Origin of the sequence: Rhodococcus sp. SORGH_AS_0301 (assembly GCF_030818285.1) — a bacterium.
Taxonomy (GTDB): domain Bacteria; phylum Actinomycetota; class Actinomycetes; order Mycobacteriales; family Mycobacteriaceae; genus Rhodococcoides.
The window spans coordinates 3,970,086-3,993,926 of the sequence record NZ_JAUTAC010000002.1; the positions used below are offsets into that span (position 1 = coordinate 3,970,086).

14 protein-coding genes are annotated in these 23,841 nt (G+C 68.6%); 1 reads left to right on the plus strand and 13 read right to left on the minus strand.

Features of this window, described 5'->3' with window-relative positions; genetic code table 11:
• Positions 1–14 precede the first annotated feature (14 nt).
• The 13 genes from QE397_RS19445 to glf form a co-directional block, all read right to left on the minus strand.
• Entirely contained in the window at positions 15–1,556 is a 1,542-nt protein-coding gene (locus QE397_RS19445) for an acyl-CoA carboxylase subunit beta (RefSeq protein ID WP_056443109.1), read from the minus strand.
• Positions 1,553–6,721, minus strand: coding sequence for a polyketide synthase Pks13 (pks13, locus tag QE397_RS19450; RefSeq protein WP_373425262.1), 5,169 nt, complete (start codon positions 6,719–6,721; stop codon positions 1,553–1,555). The genes QE397_RS19445 and pks13 overlap by 4 nt, the downstream gene beginning before the upstream one ends.
• A gap of 29 nt (positions 6,722–6,750) precedes the next feature.
• Entirely contained in the window at positions 6,751–8,646 is a 1,896-nt protein-coding gene (gene fadD32, locus QE397_RS19455; protein WP_027507279.1) for a long-chain-fatty-acid--AMP ligase FadD32, read from the minus strand.
• Between the two features lie 196 nt (positions 8,647–8,842).
• Entirely contained in the window at positions 8,843–9,847 is a 1,005-nt protein-coding gene (locus tag QE397_RS19460; RefSeq protein ID WP_027507278.1) for an LLM class F420-dependent oxidoreductase, read from the minus strand.
• Between the two features lie 113 nt (positions 9,848–9,960).
• Positions 9,961–10,950, minus strand: coding sequence for a cutinase family protein (locus QE397_RS19465; protein WP_081821493.1), 990 nt, complete (start codon positions 10,948–10,950; stop codon positions 9,961–9,963).
• 10 nt (positions 10,951–10,960) lie between these two features.
• Positions 10,961–11,506: a DUF732 domain-containing protein gene (locus QE397_RS19470; RefSeq protein WP_027507276.1), complete on the minus strand. Its 546-nt coding sequence runs from the start codon at positions 11,504–11,506 to the stop codon at positions 10,961–10,963.
• Positions 11,507–11,646: 140 nt separating this feature from the next.
• Complete coding sequence (locus tag QE397_RS19475; RefSeq protein ID WP_056443104.1) at positions 11,647–13,506, minus strand: alpha/beta hydrolase-fold protein; 1,860 nt, start codon at positions 13,504–13,506, stop codon at positions 11,647–11,649.
• Positions 13,507–13,737: 231 nt separating this feature from the next.
• The gene (locus QE397_RS19480; RefSeq protein WP_231476482.1) at positions 13,738–14,694 is read right to left on the minus strand and encodes an alpha/beta hydrolase family protein; all 957 of its coding nucleotides are present in this window, start codon (positions 14,692–14,694) and stop codon (positions 13,738–13,740) included.
• A gap of 398 nt (positions 14,695–15,092) precedes the next feature.
• Entirely contained in the window at positions 15,093–16,913 is a 1,821-nt protein-coding gene (gene zomB / locus QE397_RS19485) for a flagellar motor control protein ZomB (RefSeq protein WP_307097651.1), read from the minus strand.
• Between the two features lie 49 nt (positions 16,914–16,962).
• Positions 16,963–17,868 (minus strand): decaprenyl-phosphate phosphoribosyltransferase, encoded by a 906-nt coding sequence (locus QE397_RS19490; RefSeq protein WP_027507272.1) that lies wholly within the window; start codon positions 17,866–17,868, stop codon positions 16,963–16,965.
• Positions 17,865–18,410: a phosphatase PAP2 family protein gene (locus tag QE397_RS19495; RefSeq protein WP_051613706.1), complete on the minus strand. Its 546-nt coding sequence runs from the start codon at positions 18,408–18,410 to the stop codon at positions 17,865–17,867. Before QE397_RS19495 ends, QE397_RS19490 begins: the two co-directional genes overlap by 4 nt.
• 19 nt (positions 18,411–18,429) lie before the next feature.
• Entirely contained in the window at positions 18,430–20,322 is a 1,893-nt protein-coding gene (locus tag QE397_RS19500; RefSeq protein ID WP_307096805.1) for a glycosyltransferase, read from the minus strand.
• Positions 20,319–21,518 carry a UDP-galactopyranose mutase gene (gene glf / locus QE397_RS19505; RefSeq protein ID WP_307096807.1) on the minus strand — a complete coding sequence of 400 codons (1,200 nt, stop codon included), beginning with the start codon at positions 21,516–21,518 and terminating at the stop codon, positions 20,319–20,321. The genes QE397_RS19500 and glf overlap by 4 nt, the downstream gene beginning before the upstream one ends.
• A gap of 223 nt (positions 21,519–21,741) precedes the next feature.
• On the opposite strand from glf, the gene QE397_RS19510 reads away from it, so the two are divergent.
• On the plus strand, positions 21,742–23,832 hold the full coding sequence (locus tag QE397_RS19510) for an N-acetylmuramoyl-L-alanine amidase (RefSeq protein ID WP_307096809.1): 2,091 nt from the start codon (positions 21,742–21,744) through the stop codon (positions 23,830–23,832).
• The last annotated feature ends 9 nt before the right edge of the window (positions 23,833–23,841 follow it).

The following is a 23,841-nucleotide window of genomic DNA, read 5'->3' on the forward strand; positions in this document are numbered from 1 at the left end:
TAGCCCCGGCGGAACTAGATCGGGAACAGATGCTGCTTTCTCGGTCGCGGTTCCTTGGCCTTGTCGCGCAGGATGTGCAGGGCCTTGCGGATCTCGAGACGCGTGGTGGACGGCTCGATCACGGCGTCGATGTAACCGCGCTCGGCGGCCACCCACGGCGTCGCCACGTGCTCGTTGTAGAAGTCGATGAATCCCTGACGGATCGCCGGAGCATTGTCGCCCGCCTCGGCCAGCTGCTTGCGCGCCATGATCGACACCGCACCCTCCGCGCCCATCACCGCGATACGTGCTGTGGGCCAGGCGAAGTTGATGTCGGCGCCGAGCTGCTTCGACCCCATCACCGCGTATCCGCCGCCGTACGACTTGCGGATCACGACGGTGACCTTGGGGATCGATGCGCACACGTACGAGAAGATGAACCGGCCACCGCGCTTGATGACGCCGATCTTCTCCTGCTCGAGCCCCGGCAGGAATCCCGGTGTGTCCGTGACCAACACGAGCGGGATCTCGAAGGCGTTGCAGATGTTGATGAAATGAGACGCCTTGTCGCTGCTCGCCGCGTCCAACGCGCCGCTGAGGTGCATCGGCTGGTTGGCCACCACTCCCACCGGACGACCGTCGACGCGGGCGAACCCGACGATGATGTTGGACGCGGTCTGTGCGGTGAGTTCGTGGAAGTCACCGTCGTCGAAGATCCGCAGCAGGATCTCGTGCATGTCGTACCCGGCGTTGTCCGAGTCCGGCATGAAGGTGTCCAACGAACGATCGTCGTCCGTGATGGTCGGCTCGAGACCGGGGTTGATGACCGGCGGCTGCTCGTGGCAGTTCGACGGCAGATACGACAGGTACTTGCGCACCCACTCGAACGCTGCCTTCTCGTCCTGAGCCACGTGGTGCACGTTGCCGTACTCGGCCTGCTTCCGGGCACTCCCGAGATCGTGGAGGCTGACGTCCTCGCCGGTGACGGACTTGATGACGTCCGGGCCGGTGACGAACATGTAGGCCTCTTCGGTGGCCACGATGATGTCGGTGTTGATCGGCGCGTACACGGCGCCGCCGGCGCACTTGCCCAGGATCACCGAGATCTGCGGGCACATGCCGGACAACGGTTCCTGCCGACGACCGAGCTCCGCGTACCAGGCCAGCGACGTGACGGCGTCCTGCACACGCGCGCCGCCCGAGTCGTTGATACCGACGCACGGGCAACCGACGTCCGCCGCGAACTCCATGATGAGCGCGACCTTGCGGCCGAACATCTCGCCGACGGTGCCGCCGAACACGGTCTGGTCGTGCGAGAACACGGCGATCGGTCGGCCGTCGACCGTGCCGTGGCCGGTGACCACGCCGTCGCCGTACAGCGAGTCCTGGTTGCCGGGCGCGCGGACGAGGGCGCCGATCTCGACGAAGGAACCCGGATCGAGCAGCATGTCGATGCGCTCGCGCGCACTCGGAATGCCCTTCTTCGCGCGCTTGGCGATGGCGACGTCCCCTGCGGGTTCCCGCGCCACCTCCAACTTCTCGCGCAGTTCGGCCAGCTTGGCGGCAGTGGTGCTCACGTGTGCGACTCGCTTCCCTCCGGCGTGATCGACGCCGAAATGTCTCGCATCTTGCCCGTCAGATCCGCGGCGATCGCGCGGATGTACGGCTCGTCGATCACCGCGAGGTGGTCACCGCCGATGTGCACGATGTCCAGATTCGGTGCGAACGGCGCCCAGCCGCCGTGCGGCTCCCGCTTGCCGAGTCGAGGCTCGAGCGCGATGGCGTCGTCGTGGTACTTGTCCGCCATGTAGAGCGTGACGTCCCCGTCGTAGTGCTGGGGCCGGGCGGTCTGGATCGCGCGGTTGTCCAACCAGGACGTGCGCTGGTGCTCGATGATGCCGCTGGGGATCTTGGCGCTGCTCATCTTGACCATGTCCATGATGATCTTGATCTGGCCGTCGTCGTCGGCCTGTGCCAGCTTCTCGTACGGCAGCGGGTAGTCGACGTTGTAGAGCTTCTTGCCCACCTGCGCGTAGCGCTTCCAGCGGAGCTCGATCTCCTCCGGGGTGTCCGGGATCGGCTCGTACGGCATGACGGTGTCGATGAGCCCGACGTAGCGCACGTCGGCGCCCTCCTCGCGAAGCATCGTCGCGACGGCGTACGAGAGCACACCGCCGAGGGACCAGCCCATCAGCACGTACGGCCCGTCGCCCTGGATCTCCCGGAGCAGGGGCAGATACTCGCGGGCGCGATCCTCGATCGGTCCCTCCGTGCGCTCGAAGCCGTACATCGGCGTGTCCGCCGGGAGTCGCTTGAGCAGCGGCTCGTACACGACGCACGAACTGCCCGCGGGATGGAAGACGAACACCGGCACCGCGGTGGAGCCCTCCGGGCGAGCGCGCAGCGTGCGCACCAGTCCGGTGACGTCGCCCGACTCGAGGAACGGCCGCACCACGTCGGCGAGCTGCTCGATCGTCTCCGAGTCGAGGATGTCGTCGAACGTGATCTCGCCCTTCGACCGCTCGCTCAGACGCTCCGCGAGCTTCTCGGCCGTCGGATCGTCCAGCACGGGAAGGGGATTGAAGATACCTTTGGCGGACTGCCCCGTCACGACGGCCCACGTCGCAAAGGTGAGGCGCTCCGCGGCGTCACGCGGTGCGACGTCCGTCCCGGTCGCCTCCGCGAACGACTGTGCGTCGCCCACGTCGGTCACCGCGTCGGACACGGGCGCCTCGAACGCCGTCGCCGTGGTCGGGCCCGCCTGCCCGCTGTCGGATCCCGGTACGGTCTCGTCGACCGCCGTCTCGGGCTCGGCGATCACCGGATCCGGCTGTGCGACAGGGGGTTCCTGCTCGGGCGTCTGATCGGCGGCCTGCTCGGCCGTGCGCTCGCGTTCCTGCTGCTCGGCGAGCGCCGCGACCTCCTCGCGATTGTCCAGCGCGTAGCGGAGGTACTTCTCCACCTCACGCAGGCTGGCGTCGCGCACGGCCTGCAACTGCACCTGGGGGATGTCGAACTCGAACTCCACGCGGTTCTTGATGCGCACGGCCATCAGTGAGTCGAGACCCAGTTCGATCAACGGGATCTCGGCCGGCAGATCCTCCGGCGCGTACCCCATCGACTCGGCGACGATGATCGCGAGACGATCCTCCATCGTCTGGGTCCCGTTCGGGATCCAGCGATCGCCGAAGTCGTCGACGACCTCGGGTTCCTCCTCCACGAACGGAGCCGCCGCGGCGGAATCGCCTGCGGGAGCCAGTGATCCGACACCGCCCGCCGCGGTGACCACGGCGTCGGCGACCGGCACGAAGAGGGTGCCGTCGTTCCAGTGCACCTGGAGGGACGCACCGCCCGGATGCGGGGTGAGCGTGGTGGTGAGCGAACCGGTGGTGGGCACGGGGCGCTGCGTGACCACGGCGCCGACCGTCACGTCGCCCAGCACCTCGCCGGCGAGTGTCGACACCAGATCTCCGATGGCGGACACACCGGCCACCGGTGTCTCCCAGACGACGCGGCCGTCGGGCAACGCGACTCGCGCGCCCCCGGCGCTGCCGCTGCCCAGATGCACCGCGGCGTCGATCCAGTGGTGTTTGCGCACGAAGGCGGTGCGTGGCAGGTCCGCGTACTCGCCGGGTCCGAACAGACTCGACAGCGTCACGGCATGGCCGTGCACGTAGAGGTCGGCGAGTGCGGCGAGGAACGTCGCGGGCTCGCTCTCCTTGCGCTTGAGCGTCGCGATCAGCGTCGCGTCCGGGACACCCGTCGCCCACGCCGTCGCGGCGACGGACATCAGCGCCACCGGATTGGGCGACAACTCCACGAAGGTGGTGTAGCCGGCATCCACGGCCAGCTTGACCGCCTGGGTGAACCAGACGGGATGGCGCATGCCCTTGGTCCAGTACTCGACACCGTGGATCGGCTCGTGACCCGCGCGGTAGAACGCTTCCCTGTCCACCGACGAGAACACCGACACGGCGAGTGGGGTGGGCTCGATGCCCATCAGTTCGGCCGCGAGCTCGCCCAGCAACGGATCGACGGCCGACGTGTGTCCGGCGCCCTTCACGTCGAGGATGCGGCCCATCTTGCCGAGCGACTCGGCGTACTCGACCAGCTGTCGCACCGGCTCGACCGGTCCGCCCACGGTCGTGTGCGTCGGCGCTGCGTACACGCTGGGCTCCACCCCGGGGAAGCGGTCGGTGAGATCGGCGACCTCCTGCGCGGAGAACTCCACCAACGCCATCGCGCCGGCCTCGGCGTCGCCGAGACCTTCCTGGCCCTCGCCGAGCAGTCGCGAACGCGCCACGATGATGCGCACCGCGTCCTCGAGGTTCAGACCACCGGCGGCGTACGCGGCGGCGACCTCACCCATCGAGTGGCCCACCACCGCGGTCGGCGCAGCGCCGTACGCACGCAGCGTCTCGACGAGCGCCACCTGGATCGCGAAGATCCCGACCTGCGAGTTCTCGAAGTCGTACGTGAGCGAGTCGTCCGAGACGATCGCTCGGATCGAGTACCCGGACTCGTCCTCGATGAGTGCGTCGACGCGATCGAGCGCCGCGGCGAACAGCGGCTCGGACGCGTAGAAGTCCTTCGCCATCTTGCGGTGCTGCGCACCGAAGCCGGAGAACACCCACACCGGGCCGTTGGACGCGGGCGCGTCGGCGGAGAAGACGCCGGGGCCCGGCTTGTTGTCGGCGACGGCGCGCAGTCCGGCGACGGCCTCGGCACGCGTCGTGGCGAGCACGACGGCGCGGGAGCGCCCGTGATTACGACGGGCGAGGGACCGACCGAGAGCCTCGAGGTCCGTGGTGCTGCCGACCTCGGACTCGATCCAGTCGGCCAGATCCGATGCCGCACGACGACGGCGCGACGGCATGCTCGCCGACACGGCGAGGAGAACGGGTCCCGGCTCCGGCGCCTCCTCGGACTCGGCCGGAGACGCCGACACGCCCGCGAGTACCCGCTCGATGTCCGCCGGCGTCTCCTCGGGAACGCCCACGGGCTCCCCGATCAGCGCTTCCGGATCGACCGCTGTCGAATCGAACTCCGGCGAATCGAACTCGGGTGCGCCGGCAACGCTCGGCGCCGACGCGGCGGGAACGTACTCGCGGACCACGACGTGCGCGTTGGTGCCGCCGAAACCGAAGCCGGAGACACCGGCGATGGCGGTGCCGGAGTACCGGGGCCAGTCCGTCGCGGTGTCGACGACGCGGAGCCTGGCCGCGTCGAACGGAATGTAGGGGTTGGGTCCGGCGTAGTTCAGGGACGGCGGCACCTGGTTCTCGCGCATCGCGAGGATCACCTTGATGAGCCCCGCGGCGCCCGCGGCACTCTCGAGGTGGCCGAAGTTCGTCTTCGCGGAACCGAGCAGCGCGGGCTTGTCCGCGTCGCGTCCGCGGCCGACGACGCGACCCAGTGCATCGGCCTCGATGGGGTCGCCGAGGATGGTGCCGGTGCCGTGCGCCTCGATGTAGTCGACGGTGGTGGGCACGATGCGGGCGTCGCGGTAGGCGGTCCGCAGGACGTCGGCCTGGGCGTCCGGGTTGGGCGCGGCCAGCCCGTTCGAGCGACCGTCCTGGTTGACCGCGCTGCCCGCGATGACCGCGAGCACGGTGTCCCCGTCGCGCTCGGCGTCCTCGAGACGCTTGAGCACCACCAGGCCGCCGCCCTCCGAGCGGATCATGCCGTCGGCGTCCGACGAGAACGCCTTGATGCGGCCGTCGGGTGCGAGCACGCCGGTCTGCCCGAATCCGAGCGTCGCGGCGGGCGAGAGCAGCATGTTCACGCCGCCGGCCAGGGCCAGGCTCGACTCACCGGTGCGGAGGCTGCGCACCGCCTGGTGCACGGCGACGAGAGACGACGAGCACGCGGTGTCCAGCGCGACGGACGGCCCGCGGAAGTCGTAGAAGTAGGACACGCGCCCCGCGACGACGGCGGTCGACGTGCCGGTCAGTGCATAGGGGTGCGGGTCGGGATCGCTGACGGCGATCATCTGGTAGTCGTTGGTCGACGTGCCGATGAAGACGCCGACCTGCGTGCCCTTGAGTTCGTTGGCCGGAATCCGCGCGTCCTCCAGCGCTTCCCACGTGAGCTCCAGCGCGAGGCGCTGCTGCGGGTCGACGTTGGCCGCCTCGCGCGGCGACATGGCGAAGAACTCCGCGTCGAACGTCTTGACGTCGTCGAGGTACCCGCCGCGGGTCACCGTCTTCTCCACCGCCTCGGCGATGGCACGGTCGCCGAGGAACTCGGACCACCGGCCCTCGGGCAGATCGGTGATGCCGTCGCGTCCGCCGGACAGCATGTCCCACATCTCGTCCGGCGTGTGGCCGGCACCCGGGAAGCGGGTGGACACGCCCACGACGGCGATGTCGTGACTGTCGTCGGTGGTGCCGGACAGGTAGAACGCGTCGTCGGTGGTGCCGCTCTCCGACTCGGGCTCCCCGTCGATGATGCGTGTCGCGAGCGAGGCGATCGTGGGGTGCTGGTACGCGACCGTGGCCGTCAGCGTGACGCCGACCAGATCCTCGATGTCGCCGCTCAGCGCGACGGCGTCGCGGGACGCGAGACCGAACTCCTCCATCGGACGGTCGTCGGAGATCTCCGAGACGTCCTTGCCGGTGGCCTCGGCGACCCAGGCGCGGAGCCAGTCCCTCAGCTGCGCGACGGTCATGTCGCCCGCCTGCGGGGCCCCGACGTCACCTGTCGGCTCCGGTGCGGACGTCGTTGTCTCTTCTTCAGCCATCAGCTCGCCAAACTACCCGCGTCGGGTGATCAGTCTTCGGGATTGTCGGGGAACGCCGTCTGCTGGTAGCCACCACGCAGCGTGCCCTCGATGTACGCCGCCTTGCAGGCCCGACGCGCGATCTTGCCGCTGGACGTACGCGGGATCGAACCGGCGGGAACCAGGAGGATGTCGCGTGCCGTCACGCCGTGGCGAGTCGAGATCGCCGCACGCACGGTGTCCGCGATGGGCTGCGGGTCCGCCTTGCCGGCGCCCGGTGCCCGCTCGGCCACGATGACCAGCTGCTCCGACGAGTCACCCGGGTCTCGGGTGAGTCCGGCGCCGCCGTGCTCGAAGACGAAGTCGGGAAGCTGGTTCGCGGGCACGGCGAAGGCCGCCACGAAACCGGGGCGCAGGGCCGTGCTCGCGTCCTGGGCGGATGCCTCGAGGTCCTGCGGGTAGTGATTGCGGCCGTCGACGATGACCAGGTCCTTCACGCGACCGGTGATGTAGAGCTCGCCGTCCACGTAGACACCGAAATCGCCGGTGCGCATCCAGTTCGCGCCCTCGGCCGCACCGTCGGCGTGGCTGTTCTCCGTCTGGCGCGAGACCAGCTTGTTGTGGAAGGTCTCCGAGGTCTCCTTCTCCCGGCCCCAGTAGCCCTTGCCGATGTTCTCGCCGTGCAGCCAGATCTCACCGACGTGCCCGTCGGGAACCTCGGACGCGGAGTCGGCGTCGACGATGGCGGCCCACTGGCTGCGTGCGACGTAGCCGCACGACACCTGCGGAATGGAGTTGGGCGTTCCCTCGGCGACCTGGACGACACGTCCGGAGTTGAGCTCCGTGCGGTCGACGTGGATGACCTTGGCCTCGTCCGAGTGCTTGGTGGAGGAGACGAACAGTGTCGCCTCCGCCATGCCGTACGACGGCTTGATGGCCGTCTTCGGCAGTCCGTACGGCATGAACGCGTCGTTGAACTTCTTCATCGACGTGGTGGTGACCGGCTCGCTGCCGTTGATCAGGCCGATGACGTTGGACAGGTCCAGCGACTCGCCGTTCTTCGGCAGGCCGCGCTGTGCCGCGTGCTCGAACGCGAAGTTCGGTGCGGCCGCGAATGTGCCGGCACCGTCGGACACGGCGGCGAGTTCCTTGATCCATCGCCACGGCCGCTGCACGAAGGCACGCGGGCTCATGATGGTGATGTACTTGCCGCCCAGCGCCGGCAGGATCACGGTGAGCAGGCCCATGTCGTGGAACAGCGGCAGCCACGTGACGCCGCGCGAGTCGTGGTTCAGCTCGATCGCGTCGACCATCTGCAGGGCGTTGACGCCGACGGCGCGGTGCGTGATCTCCACACCGGCCGGCACGCGGGTCGATCCGGACGTGTACTGCAGGTACGCGATCGCGTCGATGTCGGTGGGCGGCTCGGTCCAGGTGGCGCCGACGCTGTCCGGGATGGCGTCGACCGCGATGATGCGGGGGCGCTGCGCTGCGGGAAGAGCGCGGAAGAACTGGCGTACACCGGCGGCCGAGTTGGTCGCGGTGAGGATCGCCGACGGCGAGCAGTCGTCGAGCACGGCGTGCAGGCGGTCGCTGTGTCCGGGCTCGTCCGGATCGAAGAGCGGTACCGCGATGGTGCCCGCATACACGGCACCGAAGAACGCCACGACGTAGTCGAGACCCTGCGGAGCGAGGATCGCCACGCGGTCACCGGGCGACGTCACCTGCTGCAGGCGCGCGGCCACGGCGCGCAGACGGGCACCGAACTGCGACCAGGTGAGCTCGTGCACCTCACCGTCGCGCTCCCGCGAGTAGTCCACGTAGCGGTAGGCCAGGTCGTCGCCGTTGTCCGCGACGTTCTGCTCGACGTGGCGGACCAGCGTCAGATCCTCGCGGATCACGATGTTGCCGGTGTCGTCGACGAAATCGTCGAACGAGTTACTCATCATTCTCTCCTCCGAAGCAGTGCGACACCGCCGGCTACACGACACCGCCCAGTTCTGATGTGGGCGCGGTCTGCTGGATGCACGCGCTCGTTCTCGAGCGTCGTCATCTTACTCACCGGTAAGTCTCACCGGTCCCGCTCACCGATCGTGACAGCGAGAACGACAAGCATGGTACAGACCCGCCGAGCGACGACCGTCATTCTCCCGCCAGCAGCGGAATGACCGGAGCGAAGGCGTCCATCTGCGTCGGGAAGACACCGACGTACGACATCGTCGTCCGGGCCCGCACGTTCCGGATCTGGTCCGCGATCTCCTCGAAGCTCCCGATCGCGATGTACGGCGACTCCAGGATCTGCTCGACGGTCAGACGGGTGTCGACCTCCATGTTGGGCGGGAAGCCGTTGTCGAGCGCACCGATGACCATCTCCGCCGTCTGCTCCCGATCGTCCGAGATCAGGATGGTCGTGATGGTCCAGTTCAGCTCGATGTCGGCGAACCGGTCGCCCGCAGCGGCGCGGATGAGCTCGACGCGCTCGATGCTCTTCTCCATGGTGATCTCGGACAGCTTGAGCTTGCCCTCGCGCGTGGTGCTGGGGACCAGGGAGATGATGTCGGCGTGCTTGGCTGCCATCGCGAGCATCTTCGGGCCGCCGCCGCCCACGGCGATGGGAGGCCGGGGGCCCTGGCGCGGCCGCGGGCTGCCCTGCAACCCGTTCACCTGGTAGTGCTTGCCCTGGAAGTGGCACTCCTGCCCACGCATCAGGGTGTCGAGAATGGTGAGCGACTCGTCGAGCTTCTCGATGCGCACACCGGGGCTCTCGTAGGCGATGCCCGCCTTGTCGTACTCCTCCTTGAGCCAGCCCGCACCGATGCCCAGCTCGAGCCGTCCGCCGGAGATCTGGTCGATGGTCGTCGCGTCCTTCGCCAGCACCGCCGGGTGACGGAAACCGTTCGCGAGGACTGCGGTCCCGAGGCGGATCTTGTCGGTGGCGACGGCCAGCGCGCCGAGCGCGGCGATGGGGCCGACCTGGTTGCCCAGGTGGTCGGGAATCATGAAGCTGTCGAAACCCAGCTCCTCCGCCTTCTGCGCCAACTTCACGAAACGCCGTGCGCCGCCCTCGTCCGGGTTGCCCTCACCGCCTGCCGCGAAGCGGAACGTGCGCAGTGGCGCAGTGGTGGCCGCGGCGTCGGCAGAACTCATGAATTTTCTCTCCTGCAGCGTCGAGGGAAGGTGCGGTGGCCGGAGTCGAAGCCGACTCGCCACTCTAACCGTTACCGGCTCGAGACCAAAGTTGCCCCGCGCAGCACCTTCCGTCAGCTGTGAGCAGGCGTCGGAGCCGACGCGACGAGCCCCGCCGCCCAGTTCGCCGTCCACTGTGTGGCGGTGGTGCCGGCGTCGTCGACGACGTACCGAGCGTAGTTGCCGTGCACCGGATTACCCGCCGCACCGGCCAGTGCGGTCAGCGACGACGGGATGTTCCGGAGCGACATGGCCTCGGGCGGCGCCGCGCAGATGAGGTCGCCGGGAGCGCAGATCGAGAAGGTCCGATCGGCGAGCGCACCGAACCCACCCTGGCGGGCACCGGTCATGGTGATTCCGGGTACGTCGAGACCGCCGAGAGCCACCTCCGCGCCCACGCCGTCCACCGGCGGGCCGATCTGCTGCGCGCTGGTGCCGTCGCGTCGGCCGTCCGCGATGACGGTGACGCCGAGGACTCGCTCCGCCGGAACCGGACCCGCCCCTGCGCCGATCGACGCGGCGAGATCGCCGACGATGACTGCTCCCTGCGAGAACCCTGCGAGCACGTAGGACGTGAGCGGGCACTCCGAGGACCGCTGCGCCAGGATCTCGTTCGCCTTCGCGGCGCCCTCCGACCGGCTGACGTTGTACGAGGCCTGGCCGTCGGGCGGGAACGCGATGGGATTCGAGAACTGCGCGACGTACGGAACCGTGTAGACCTCGGCGCGCTCGGGGCCGAACTGCTGCTGCAGCGGCTGAGTCACGTTCAGCATCAACGAGATCGGGTTCGCGGTGGGAGCGTAGGGATCGTCCGCCGCGTTCGACTCCCACGTGCCCGGCACCGAGAGCACGAACACGTCGGGGCACGACGCCGGCTGCGAGGTGGGCGGCTCGGCGCCGGGAACCTGCGGCTCACCGGGACCGGGTGTCGTCAGTCGACCCGCGAGCAGGTACCAGAGCAACAGCAGGACGAGGACGACGACGAGCGCGACCGCGAGCAGGACGAGCAGTGTGCGCGCCACCGAACGCCGACGCGGCGGCCCGGGCCGACCGGATCGTGTCACGAGGCGCCGCCTATCCGCAGTACGTCGAGCGCGCGACGTCGACGTACGTCTGTGCGGTCCGCGACGCGTCCTCGGCGCTGATGGTCGCACCGGACGCCGACGCCTCGGCACCGACGTTCGCGGTGACGAAGGTGAGGACCTGGTCGTCCGCCACACCCTCGGACTGGGCGGCGCAGATGTAGCTCGCCGTGCCGATGGCGATGTCGCCGTTGCCGGCCACCGTGACGCCGCGGGACTTCAGAGCGTCGAGGAACGCGGTTCCACGGGCGTCGATCGGCACCTCGGTCGGGCCGGGGAAGCCACTGGGCACCGGTTCCGCCTCGTCGGGAGCGGTCGCCGCCGCGCCCGGACTCGTGGTCGCGCCGGGCGAGGTCGACGTGGCGGACGCGGACGTGGAGGTCGGCGCCTCCGTCGTGGTCGCAGCGGCGGTGGCGCTCGACGTGAGGGACGGCGTGCTGCTGGCCGAGGAGTCGTCGCCGCCGCACGCGGTGAGCAGAGCACCGGCCGCGACGGCCAGCATCACGGGAGCGACGGTGGTGGCGAACCTCGAGGTCACGAGAACGTCCTTACTGTCATCGGGGCACGGCAACTGACAGCGGACGGTACCGGCACGGTCTGAGAGGACTCTGTGTGCGGCAAGGCCGGAGGCCGGCCGCGGGGCGAAGTCCCACCGTGTCGGCACCGCCCGGTGTCGGGTCAGGGAACGATCTGGACGACGCCGTCCCGCACCGTCACGAAGCCGTTCTGGAAGTTCTGCTGGACACCGCCGGGGATGTCGAACTGATCGCTGGTGACGTATCCCAGGCGACCGTTCTCGTACCCGACGCTCTTCCACGCGTCGAATATCTGGCCGTTGAGGATGGACCACGCGCCGGTCGCGGGCGACCAGTAGATGTTGCCGCCCTGGAACTCGGTGAAACGACCGCCGTCACGGACCGGGACCTCGTTGGTCTTCGCGAAGCCGAGTGCCCCGTTCTCCCACCCGAGCTGGCCGTACTTCTCCATGATCTTGCCCATCACGGCGTGCGTGCCGGTGTCGGGCGAGAAGTACATCGCACCGATCTCGAAGCCCTGGACCGCACCCGGCTTGTTCGGGGTCTGCACCTCGTCGCGCAGCGGGTAGCCCAGCGGCCCACCCTCGTAGCCCTGGCGGGCCCACTCGTCGAGAATCGCGCCGCGCACTGCGTGCGCACCGGTCTGCGGGGTCCAGTAGACCATTCCGTTGCGGAACGAGTTGTAGCGTCCACGGCCGTCCGGGGTTCCGAGCTCACCCGACAGCGGCATGCCCAGTGCGCCGGCCGGACCACCGTTGGCCGCGTACGCGCCACCGATCGCACCGGCGACGACGTGCGTGCCCCCGTCGGAGGAGAAGATGCGACCGAACCGGAAGTCCTGTGCGCGCCCACCCGCGACGTCGTACTCGGAGGTGAGGCAGTCGCCGAGCCATCCGTTGGCGCTCGCGGTGCCGCCGATGTTCCCGCCGACGCTGCACGCGGGCTTGTCCACCTCGACGCCGAGGGCGGTGGCGATCTGCGGCCATGCCTGGCGGAGCTCGAACTGCCAGTACTGCCACGAGTGGGTTCCCGACGGCCGGTAGTTGATCGAGGCCGGGATGCCGAGCTTGTTGAGCTTGGTCGCGAACGTCTGCGACGTGAGCCGCGACAGGATCTCGAGACCCATGCCGGCGTAGTTCGTGCTGATGCCGGGGATGTCGGACTGCTGGTCGTACGGTCCGGCGGTACCGCTGCCGCTCGAGACGTACAGGCTCATGCCCTTCAGCTTCTCCGCGAGAACGTACGGGTCGTGCTGAGCCCACAGCTCGCTCGACGGCACGCCCCACATGGCACCGGCGTCGAAGCCGCCCGCGTCCTGCATGGCGTACCCGATGGCCTGCGGCATGCCGAGCGTCGTGGTGCTGAGGATGCCGGAGAACGATCCGGCGAATCGGAAGAAGCCCGGGTTCCGCGCCGAGAGCGTCATCGCGGCGGTGCCGCCCATGGAGAGACCGGCGACCGCGCGCGTCTGGTTGGAGCGCCAGTCACGCTCGAGAATGGGCGGGAGCTCCTTGGTCAGGAACGTCTCCCACTTGTAGTTCCGGCCGTTGTTCTGCTCGGCCCAGTCGGAGTAGAAGCTCGACTGACCGCCGACGGGCAGCACGACGTTGACGTTCTTGTCGGCGAACCAGGACTCGGCGTCGGTCTCGGCGGTCCAGCCGTTCTCGGTGTCGGTCGCGCGCATGCCGTCGAGCATCCACACCGACGGGAACGTGGCCTGCGGGTTCTTGTTCCAGTCCCGCGCGAGCAGCAGCTGCACCTGGATCGGGACTCCCATGGACGGCGAGTTCACCCACACCGCGACACGGCGGTCGGTGATCCAGTCGACCGCGGACACGGTGGCGCCGGCATCCGCCTGCGCGCGCAGCGGCGCTGCCTGGACCGGTGCCGCGTGGACCGGAGACGCGACCGCCGTGGCGGCCTGGCCCCCTGCGAGCGGAAGAACCAGCGTGACCGCCAGGGCGGACAGGATCCGCGCTCTCCGGCCGTTCGGAACTCGCATGTGTGGGACTCGCTTCCTCGAAACGTCAGACTGTGCGGGGCCGTCGGCGTGCCGGAGAGGTCCGGTCCGTCGAGAGTGCCGCCGATCTTGTTCTACACGGTCACGGCGACGGTCTCGGGGAGACTCGCTGTGACTGGTGGTGCAAATGTTACTGGAGTCGCCTCAGAACATGCGACAGCCCCGGACACCGTCGCCGAAGCGAGGGCCGGGGCTGTCGACTAGCGAGCTGACTCAGCCGATGTTGGCACGCAGGTCGGGCATCATCTGCACGATCTGATCGAACCAGTAACCCCACCGGTGCGTTCCCTGCGCGGGGAAGCTGTAGGTGACGTTGTTGGCGCCGATCGAGGCCATGCGGACCTGGAACGCGCGGCTGTTGGCGAGCGCCAGAGCCTCGAGGCCCATGCCGTTGGCGGTGTTGTAGTAGTCGAGCAGCGAGCCCGGGCGGTCGTAGTTGCCCGGGAGGCCGCTGGCGGCCGAGACCCAGACACGCGTGCCGTTGTCACGCAGACGCGGCGCGAAGACGAACGGGTCGTTGCGGAGCCACGCCGGGTTCCAGGGCGGTCCCCACATGCTGTCGACGTTGTAGCGACCGGCGTCGAGCATCGCGACGCGGATGGCCTCGCGCATGCCGGGCGCCGAGATGTTCAGGTAGCCGGACAGCGAGCCGGCGTAGCTGAACTGGTTCGGGTGGTACGCGGCGAGCGTCAGCGCAGCGCTGCCGCCCATCGACAGACCGACGATGCCGTTGTTCTGACGCGAGAAGCCGAGGTCACCCGCTGCGAGACGGTTGGGGAGGTCCTGCGTCAGGAACGTCTCCCACTTGTACGTGATCTGCTGGCCGTTGAAGTTCGACGGTGCGTACCAGTCGGTGTAGAAGCTGGACTCACCGCCGACCGGCTGGACGACGTTGATGTTGTTGTCCGAGAGGAACGAGCCCGCATTGGTCTCGTGCTCCCAGCCGCTGATGTCCGGCGTCGCGCGGAGACCGTCGAGGAGGTACACGACCTTCGACGTGTTGCCGTCGGCGGCGCGCCAGACGCGACTCTTGATCGGACCCATGGACGAGTCGGACCAGACGTCGAATCCGGCACGGATCTCGGCGTTGGCAGTGGCTCCGGTGCCCACGACCGCGAGGCCGAGGGGGATGGCGGCGGCCATCACGACGGAGACGAGGGCCTGACGCATACGTCGGCCCACTCGGGGGGTGCGCAGGCGTGAAGCCTTACGCGGCAGAGCGCTGTCGTCACCAGCGACATCGGTAACGGACCCGTCACGCATACATTCGGCCTCTCACAGTTCCGTGCAGCCGGACGGCCGCACCGCTTCGTCGATCGATATCCGGTCACGCTCCGAGGAAGACCTCGGAACCTGAACCATCGGTCTCGTCTTCCGCGCACGATCGCCCCGCGGGCGATCCTGCACGTCGACGCACATCATCTACACATATCTCCGCCGACGGAGACAGCGTTACACAAACGAGATGCCGGAATCCAGCCGGGACGTCGAAATCGGAATACTCACGACACCGAAACGCCATGACCCGGTGATCTCACTGTGATGCGGATCTCACTTGCCGCACATCGTCACGATGCGGGCCGCTCCGGGGGCATCTCCAAATTACACCGTTGTATTTCGTACTTCGGCACCCGGTCGAATCGGTACCCCGCGAGATCCAACGAGTGCTTGAAGTTCTGCACGAATCGGGCCCGCGTGAGCTCCGAACGGTAGGACGTCAGCAGTTCCTGCGTCTCCGGACAGGTCAACGCGACCTGCGCCTGCTCCACCCATTCCTCGTCCAGATAGAACGGCAGGAAGGGATGCACGTCCACCATTCCGGTGTCCGCGACCACCCAGTCCGTGTACAGGTTCTTGTCGTGTCCGATGCGGCCGTTGTCGAGCCGTTCCGTGTGCGCCGCCAACGGATACGCCAGGCCCATCTGATCCAGCACCCGGACGTCGAGCCCCACGTTCATGCTGGTCATTCCCAAGTTGAGGAAGTAGACGACGTGCTCGTCGCCGCCCTCGGGAATCGGCAGGGGCGGCGGCACCACGTCCCAGTAGGTGAACTGCGCGGACGGCAGCAACAGACCGCCGTCCGGCGTGTTCTCGATGGTCTGCACCATTGCCCGCATGCGCGGGTAGTCCAGGTAGTCGCTGGCCAGGATCGGATGGCGGTGGCCGGTGTTCTCGGAGTAGAAGGCCCGCTCGTCGACGATGCCGCTACGCCCGACCGTCGTGCCCTGCGGCATGCCGGTGGTGGTGGCCGCGAAGACCGCCCAGACGACCACGCCGAGCCACAGCGCGACGCACGACACCAGCGCCACGATCCCGCGCCGCAGCGGGATCGGCACGACGGCGACCGGGAGCAGCAGCAGGAACAGCGCGGGGAGCAGAGTGCGGCCGTGCATGAAGTCGCCGCCCACGCGCACGGCGTACACCGTGGAGATCAGACCCGACACGAGCGCGAAGACCACCACGGCGCTCGGCGTCCGGATCCGCGAGACCAGTCCGGCGAGACCGCTCGGCGCCTCGCCACGGCGAGCCGCACCGGGCCCGATCCGGGTGGCGGCCAGTGCCGCGGCCACGACGACCAGCACCGCGGGCACCCACAGGGCGTAGGGCCCCACGAGGTTCCACAGATACGTCGAACCCTGCGCCCACTTGGCGCCGCCGGCGTCCTTCGACACCGCGGTGTTCGGGTACGGCAGCGCGTAGTAGCCCATGCGCCAGATCTGGTAGCCCACCGGGAGCAGACCGGCGACCACGACGACGGCGCCGCGGCGGATCCATCCCGACGTCGCGACGACGAGCATGAGGAGCGCGAGGCCGCCGACGATGACGAGTTCCGGGCGGACGAGGGGCGACAGTCCGCCCCAGAACGCGATGACGAGCACGAGTGCCGTCGACGGGTTCTCCACCCGCCGGTCCGCCCAACGGAGCATCAGCCACCACAGGACCGCGATCCAGAAGATGACCAGGCACGACTCGAGGCCGGACGTCGCGAAGTCGCGTGCCGGCGGTACGGCGATGTAGACGAGCGCTCCTGCGGGGAGCGCGAGCACCGCGCGCCCGGCGTACAGGCGTGCCGTGCCGATCATCGCGACCGTGACGGCCGCCGTCGTCAGCACGAGGGCGATGGTCAGCACCACGTACTCGAGGCGGACACCGCTGAGCCACGAGAAGGCGTACACGACATAGGTCCAGGCGGCGCTCGTGTTGGTCTCGACGCGCTCGCCCGCGTTGAACACCGGCCCGTTGCCGGCCAGGAGGTTGCGGACCGTGCGCAGCACGATCAGTCCGTCGTCCGCGATCCAACGGCGGTCCCAGGCGCCCCAGAAGGTCAGCACCGCGACCACGGCGATACCGGCGACGCCGGTCGCTCGGGCCCACCCGGGCGTTCCCACCCGGTCCTCGGCCCGCGACTGCTCGTCGCCGGTACGTTCTGTCAGTTCCTCATGCGAGGTAGACAGCGACACCCACCACTCCGATCCACACGATGGCGAGCATCTGGAGCACCCGGTCCCCGAGTGCGATCTCCTCAGGCTCGCCCGCTTCGCCACCGTCCACGTCCACTGCGTACCGCAGGATAGCGACAGTGAAGGGAACCATCGAGATCGCGAAGAGGGAACTGCCGTTCTTCGCGTCCTGGTCGAAGGCCCACAGTCCGTAGCAGATGACGACGGCCGTGGCGCTGAGCGTCCACACGAACCGCAGGTAGGTGGTGGTGTAGTTCTCCAGCGACTTGCGGATCTTGGCGCCGGTGCGTTCGGCGAGCTGCAGTTCGGCGTACCGCTTGCCGGCTGCCATGAACAGCGATCCGAAGGCCATGATCAGCAGGAACCACTGCGACAGCGGGATGTCGGCCGCCACGCCGCCCGCGATCGCGCGCAGCAGGAAGCCGGACGAGACGATGCAGATGTCGAGCACCGCCTGGTGCTTCAGGCCGAAGCAGTACGCGAGCTGGACCGCGATGTAGACGCCCATGACCACGGCGAGGTTCCAGTTGGCCAGGAACGAGAGCCCGATCGCGCCGCCGAGCAGCACCACCGCCATCGCGAAGGCCAGGTTGACCGGGAGGACACCCGCCGCGATGGGACGGAATCGCTTGGTGGGGTGCGCCCGGTCCGCCTCGACGTCCATCGCGTCGTTGACCAGATAGATGCCCGACGCGGCCATGCAGAAGACGAGGAACGCGAGCGCGACCGGCAGGAGCACCGAGCTCTCGGTGACCGAGCCGGCAGCCAGGGGCGCCGCCAGGACCAGCACGTTCTTGACCCACTGGCGCGGGCGCACCGCCTTGACGATGCCCGTGGCCAGGTTCTTCGGGGGCGCGCCGACGACGGCGGGTTCCTCGCTCATGCTGCTCCTGCTGTCGTGGCCGCTGCGTCTCCGCCGGTCAGGCCGAATCGGACCGCCGCGTTCTTCTCGGCTCGCACCGTCGCCGCCGCGGACAGCGCGCCGAGCGCGGAGCCCACGAGTACGTCGGAAGGGTAGTGAACACCGAGCACCAGGCGCGACACCAGCATCGCGGGCACCAGCACCGGTGCCACGGGCAGACCGCTCGCGCGGCCGATCAGCAGCGCCGCGGCCGTGGTGGACGTCGCGTGCGACGACGGAAAGCTGAACCGGCTGGGCGTGGAGACGCCGACGCGCACGGACGGATGGGTCGGGCGCCGACGCCGCGAGATGCGCTTGACGACGATCGACGCCGCGTGCGCACCGACGGCACCGACCGCGACCGACGCCCACTGCTCGCGCCGCGCCGAGTCGACCACGGCACCGACACCGCCGATGGCGATCCACCCGAGGGCGTGCTCACCGAAGTGCGACATCCCCCGAGCGACACGCACGGCGCCCGGCAGTGATCCGACGCTGCCCTGCACCGCGGTGAGGACCCGCAGGTCGGTTCGAACCAGGTTGTCAGTTCGGATAGGAGAAGACACGTTCCCAACGCTCCTTGCTGGTGAGTTCGGGCACGGCGCGACGGTACCGGTCGGACAGCTCGGGGAAGCGCGACGCCAGCTCGCGGCGCAGCGAGAGCGCCTCTCCGAGCAGCGCGGAGGCGATCTTCGGATCCCGCTTGCGGTACACGACGCCGCGTCCGTCGGCGGTGGTGACGGTGACACCGTCGACCTGCGAGAGCAGGTACCAGCGCGCATCGAGCGTCGGCACGTTGAGCTGGGGACGGTCGTGGTGCTGCCGCTGCGCACCTCGGGCGTTGTGGATCAGGCCCTTCGCCAGCCGGGACACCTTGGCCACGGCGCCGACCGGCTCGGCGACGGCGGGAACGTCCGCGCCGCTGGCCGGCGGGAGCAGCGTCGACGACGGGACGACCACGGCGTCGGCGTACTGCCTGCGTACCCGGTGCACCTCGGCGAGCGCCGTCGGCAGGATGTCCATGATGTGCTCGGGGCCGGCGAGGAAGTCGCGGATCGCCATGTTCTGGATCGCGACCGTGGAGTACTCGAGGCACAGCAGATGCTTCATCGTGGCCTTGACGGTGTTCACCACGAGGCCGCGGGCGGAACCCGGGGAGTGCAACGCCGCCACCACGAGGCGGTTGCGCAGGTGGAAGTACGCCTGCCAGTCGATGGCGTCGTCCTTGTCGCTCCACGCCATGTGCCAGATCGCGGCCCCCGGCAGAGTCACCGTGGGGAACCCGGCCTCGCGGGCTCGCAGTCCGTACTCGGCGTCGTCCCACTTGATGAACAGCGGCAGCGGCTGACCGATCGTCTCGGCGACCACCCGCGGGATGAGGCACATCCACCAGCCGTTGTAGTCGACGTCGATCCGGCGGTGCAGCAGTGTCGACTCGCGGAGCGGCTTCTCGGCGAAGTCGTGGTCGTACTCGACGTTCTGGGCGCCACCCCACATGAAGATGCCGGTGTCGATCTTCTCGCCCATCACGTGCAGGTGACTTCGTGCCTGCAGGTTGAGCATCTGGCCACCGACGAGTGTCGGCACCTTCGCGAAGCGGGCCATGGCGAGCGCCCGCAGGATCGAGTCGGGCTCGATCTCGATGTCGTCGTCCATGAAGAGGATGTGCTCGGCGTCGGTGTTCTCGAGTGCCTCGTACATGATCCGGCTGTATCCGCCGGATCCACCGAGGTTGGCCTGGTCGTGGATGCTGAGGAGATCACCGAACGCGGCCGCGGCGTCGTCGAATCCGGGCTCGTCGCGCACCTTGCGGGTGCCCTGGTCGGGCACGATGACGGCGTCGACGACGGCCATGACCAGTGGATCGGACGCGATCGCCGTCAGCGCCTTCACGCAGTCCGTCGGCCGGTTGAACGTGGGGATGCCGATGGCCACGGACGCGCGTCCGGGCGCGTCGACGGGTGCGAACCACCCGGCGGACCGCACCTCGACGTCGGTGTCCGTGGTGACGTCGAACCAGATCCATCCGCCGTCCTCGAAGGGACCGAGCTCGACGACGAACTCGAGAGTCGTGACGTCGCCGTCGACCGTCGTCGCGTCGTCGGTGTCGCCGCCCTGGACGTGGATCCGGGACCCGTCCGCCTTCGAGCGGTAGACGTCGACGCGGCAGTGGCCGATCAGCTCGACCCGCAGGACGACGGAATCCAGCGTGCTCCACCGTCGCCAGTAGCTCGCCGGGAACGCGTTGAAGTACGTGCCGAAGGAGACCTCCGACTCGGATCCGATGGACACCGAGGTGCGAGAGAGCGAATGCGCGCGGCGCGGGTTGGTGCGGGCCTCGTCCGTGTACAGGGTGCGGACGTCGAGCGGCTCACCGGCGCGCGGGAGCAGGATGCGTTGGAGCAGCGACCGCCCCAGCAACTGGTCCTCGCTCACGCCGAATCACCCAGTGGAGCATTGGATTCGAGGTGGGGGCGCAACGTGTTCTCGAACGTGGTGAGCGCACTGGCGATGGCCATGTGCATGTCGAGGTACTGGTAGGTGCCCAGTCGGCCGCCGAACAGGACGGAGTTCTCGGCCGTCTCCTGCTTGGCGCGGGCCCGGTAGGCCGCCAGCTTCGCGCGGTCGTCGGGAGTGTTGATGGGGTAGTACGGCTCGTCTCCCGACTCCGCGAACCGGGAGTACTCGCGCATGATGACCGTCTTGTCCGCGGGGTAGTCGCGCTCGGGATGGAAGTGCCGGAACTCGTGGATGCGCGTGTAGGGCACGTCCGCATCGTTGTAGTTCATCACCGGGGTGCCCTGGAAGTCACCGGTGTCGAGCACCTCGGTCTCGAAGTCGAGTGTGCGCCAACCCAGTTCGCCCTCGGAGTAGTCGAAGTATCGGTCCAGCGGTCCCGTGTAGACGATCGGCGCGTCCGGGCTCTCGGCCCGGAGTTCGTCACGGACGTCGAACCAGTCCGTGTCCAGCCGGACCTCGATGAGGTCGCTCTTCGCCATGTTCTCGAGCCACGCGGTGTAGCCGTCGACGGGCAGACCCTCGTGGGTGTCGTTGAAGTAGCGGTTGTCGAAGGTGTAGCGGACCGGGAGCCGCGCGATGTTGCCCGCGGGCAGATCCTTGGGATCGGTCTGCCACTGCTTGGCGGTGTAGTCGCGGACGAACGCCTCGTACAGCGGGCGGCCGATCAGCGCGATGGCCTTCTCCTCGAGATTCGCGGCATCCTCGACCGAGATCTCGCTGGACTGCTCCTCGATGAGCGCGCGCGCCTCGGCTGGAGTGAAGTAGCGGCCGAAGAACTGGGACACCAGGCCCAGGCCCATCGGGAACTGGTACGCCTGGCCCTTGTGCAGGGCGAACACGCGGTGCTGGTAGCCCGTGAACTCGGTGAAGCGAGTGACGTACTCCCACACCTTCTCGTTCGACGTGTGGAAGAGGTGGGCGCCGTACTTGTGGATCTCGATGCCGGTACCGGGCTCGGGTTCGGAGTAGGCATTGCCTCCGATGTGGGAGCGCCGGTCGAGCACGAGCACTCGTTTTCCCAGTTCCGCGGCACTCCGCTCGGCGATCGTGAGGCCGTAGAAACCGGACCCCACGACGATCAGGTCGTACCGTCCTCGCGAAGTATCAGTCACGGGTGACCAGGGTATCCGACGCTGTGTAGTCGTCCCGCAACCCGCACGTCGACCCTCCCGACGGGCGAATCGTTCGAACACCTGGCCGAACCCTCTACTTGAGGTTGATGGTTGGTGTTTCTGTGGTTAGTGTGGCGCTTGTTGCGCATCATCTATCACATGAGTCACATCCGTCACATGTGACGGTGATCGCGGGGCAACGTCTACCAGGGGAGAAATCGTCTTGCACCGTCGACCGAAGCCGTCACTGATTCTGGGTGTCGTCGCCGCACTCGCGGTCACGAGTCCTGTCGTGGTCTACGCCGTCGGGGACAGCACCACCGGAGTGCGCGCGGCCAACGACACGACCACCGTCGTTCCCACGCAGATCGCCAAGCTGGCGCTCGCGAACGCACCCGACATCGTCATCCCCGTGAAGGAACTCACCGGGCTGGATCTGCCGGACATCGACCTGGGGTCGCTGCGCGATCTGTCGCTGCCCGACTCCTTCGAGATCCCGTCCATCCCCGGACTCACGGTTCCCGAGGTGCCCGCCGCGTCGCCCACCGATCCGGCAGCCCCCGCGCCGTCCGAGGTGGACGGCTCGCAGGACGGCGCCGTGGTCAAGGAGGTGTCCCAGGACACCCCCTTCAGCATGGTCGCGCTGACGGCCGACCAGCTCGGCTCTGCTGCGGCCCGTGTGCGTGCCCAGCTCGACGACGGTTCCTGGGGTCCGTGGAACGAGACGCAGTCCATCGACACCGGTCGCACCGATTCGGACGTGCCCGCCGTCGCCAACGGCACGGAGCCCATCTACGTGGGCCTGACCAAGCGCGTCCAGTTCCTGCTGAGCCCCACCGTCCCGGCCGGCGCCGTGCTGAACCCCGCCGACCCGGCCTTCCCGGTCGAGCCGCCGGCACCCGCTCCCGAGGCGGCACCGGCACCCGAGGCGGCTCCCGCTCCCGACGCGGCCGATCCCGTCGCGCCGGCACCCGAGCTCGGCTACGTCCCGGCGTCGTCGTCCCGCCCGCTACGGGCCCAGCCGATCGCGAACGCCCTCGCGGACGCGACCGCCGTGCTCATCACGCCCGGCACCTCGGCGGCCGACAGCACGCTGAGTGACATCGCGACCCCCGTCGACGGCTCCGGCCCCGCCGTGATCACCCGCGCCCAGTGGGGAGCGGACGAGTCGAAGCGCTGCGGTTCTCCCACGTACGACGACTCTCTCGGCGGCGCCACGGTGCACCACACCGCGGGCAGCAACAACTACAGCAAGGACGAGTCCGCGGGCATCGTCCGGGCGATCTACGCGTACCACGCGCAGACACTGGGCTGGTGCGACATCGGTTACAACGTGCTGGTGGACAAGTACGGCCAGGTGTTCGAGGGCCGCGCAGGTGGCCTCGATCGCAACGTCGAGGGCGCGCACGCGGGCGGCTTCAACGAGAACACCATGGGCATCGCGCTGATGGGCGACTACAGCTCGGAGCAGCCGACGCAGGAGTCGCTCGACGCTGCCGGCAAGTTCCTCGGGTGGCGTCTCGGCAAGGCCGGCCTGGACCCGAAGGGGACCACCACGATGACGTCGGAGGGCACGCAGTACACGTTCGTCCAGCAGGGCCGCTCGATCGATCTCCCGGTGATCTTCGCGCACCGCGACGTCGGCAACACCGAGTGCCCGGGCGACGCCGCCTACGCACGTATGGACGACATCCGGTCCATCGCGGCAGCCAACCTGAACGGGACCGGCACCCCGACACCGGCGGAGCCCGGTACCGGGACCTCGACCGACGAGGGCCTGGTGGCACCGCCCGTCGCCGCTCCCCCGAGTGTCGACGCGTCGTCACCGGCACCCGGCAACACGCTGACCGGGCTCGTGTCCGAACTCCTCGCGATGGGCGTCCAGAACCCGATCGTGCAGAAGTGGGTCGCCGAGGGCGGTGAGTCGGGTCGACTCGGCGCCGCCCTGACCGGACTGCTCCCCGCACCCGAGGGACAGACCCGCGCGGACTTCGCCAACGGATCGATCTACACGACGCCCACCGGCCAGGTGGTCTCGGTGCTCGGCCAGATCTTCAAGCAGTTCGTCGCCATGGGCTCGGAGTCCGGATCTCTCGGACTACCGACGTCCGACGAGTACCGCATCCCGAACGGATGGCAGTCCGACTTCGAGAACGGGTCGCTCTCGTTCGACGAGATCACGGGCATCGTGACGACGGTCGTGAAGACCTTCACCGACACGTACACCGCGGAGATGAACGCCGGCGCGCCGGTGGACGCTCCCGCACCGGCCCCGGAGGCTGCCCCGGCTCCCGAGGCAGCGCCCGTCGGCTGATCGTTCTCC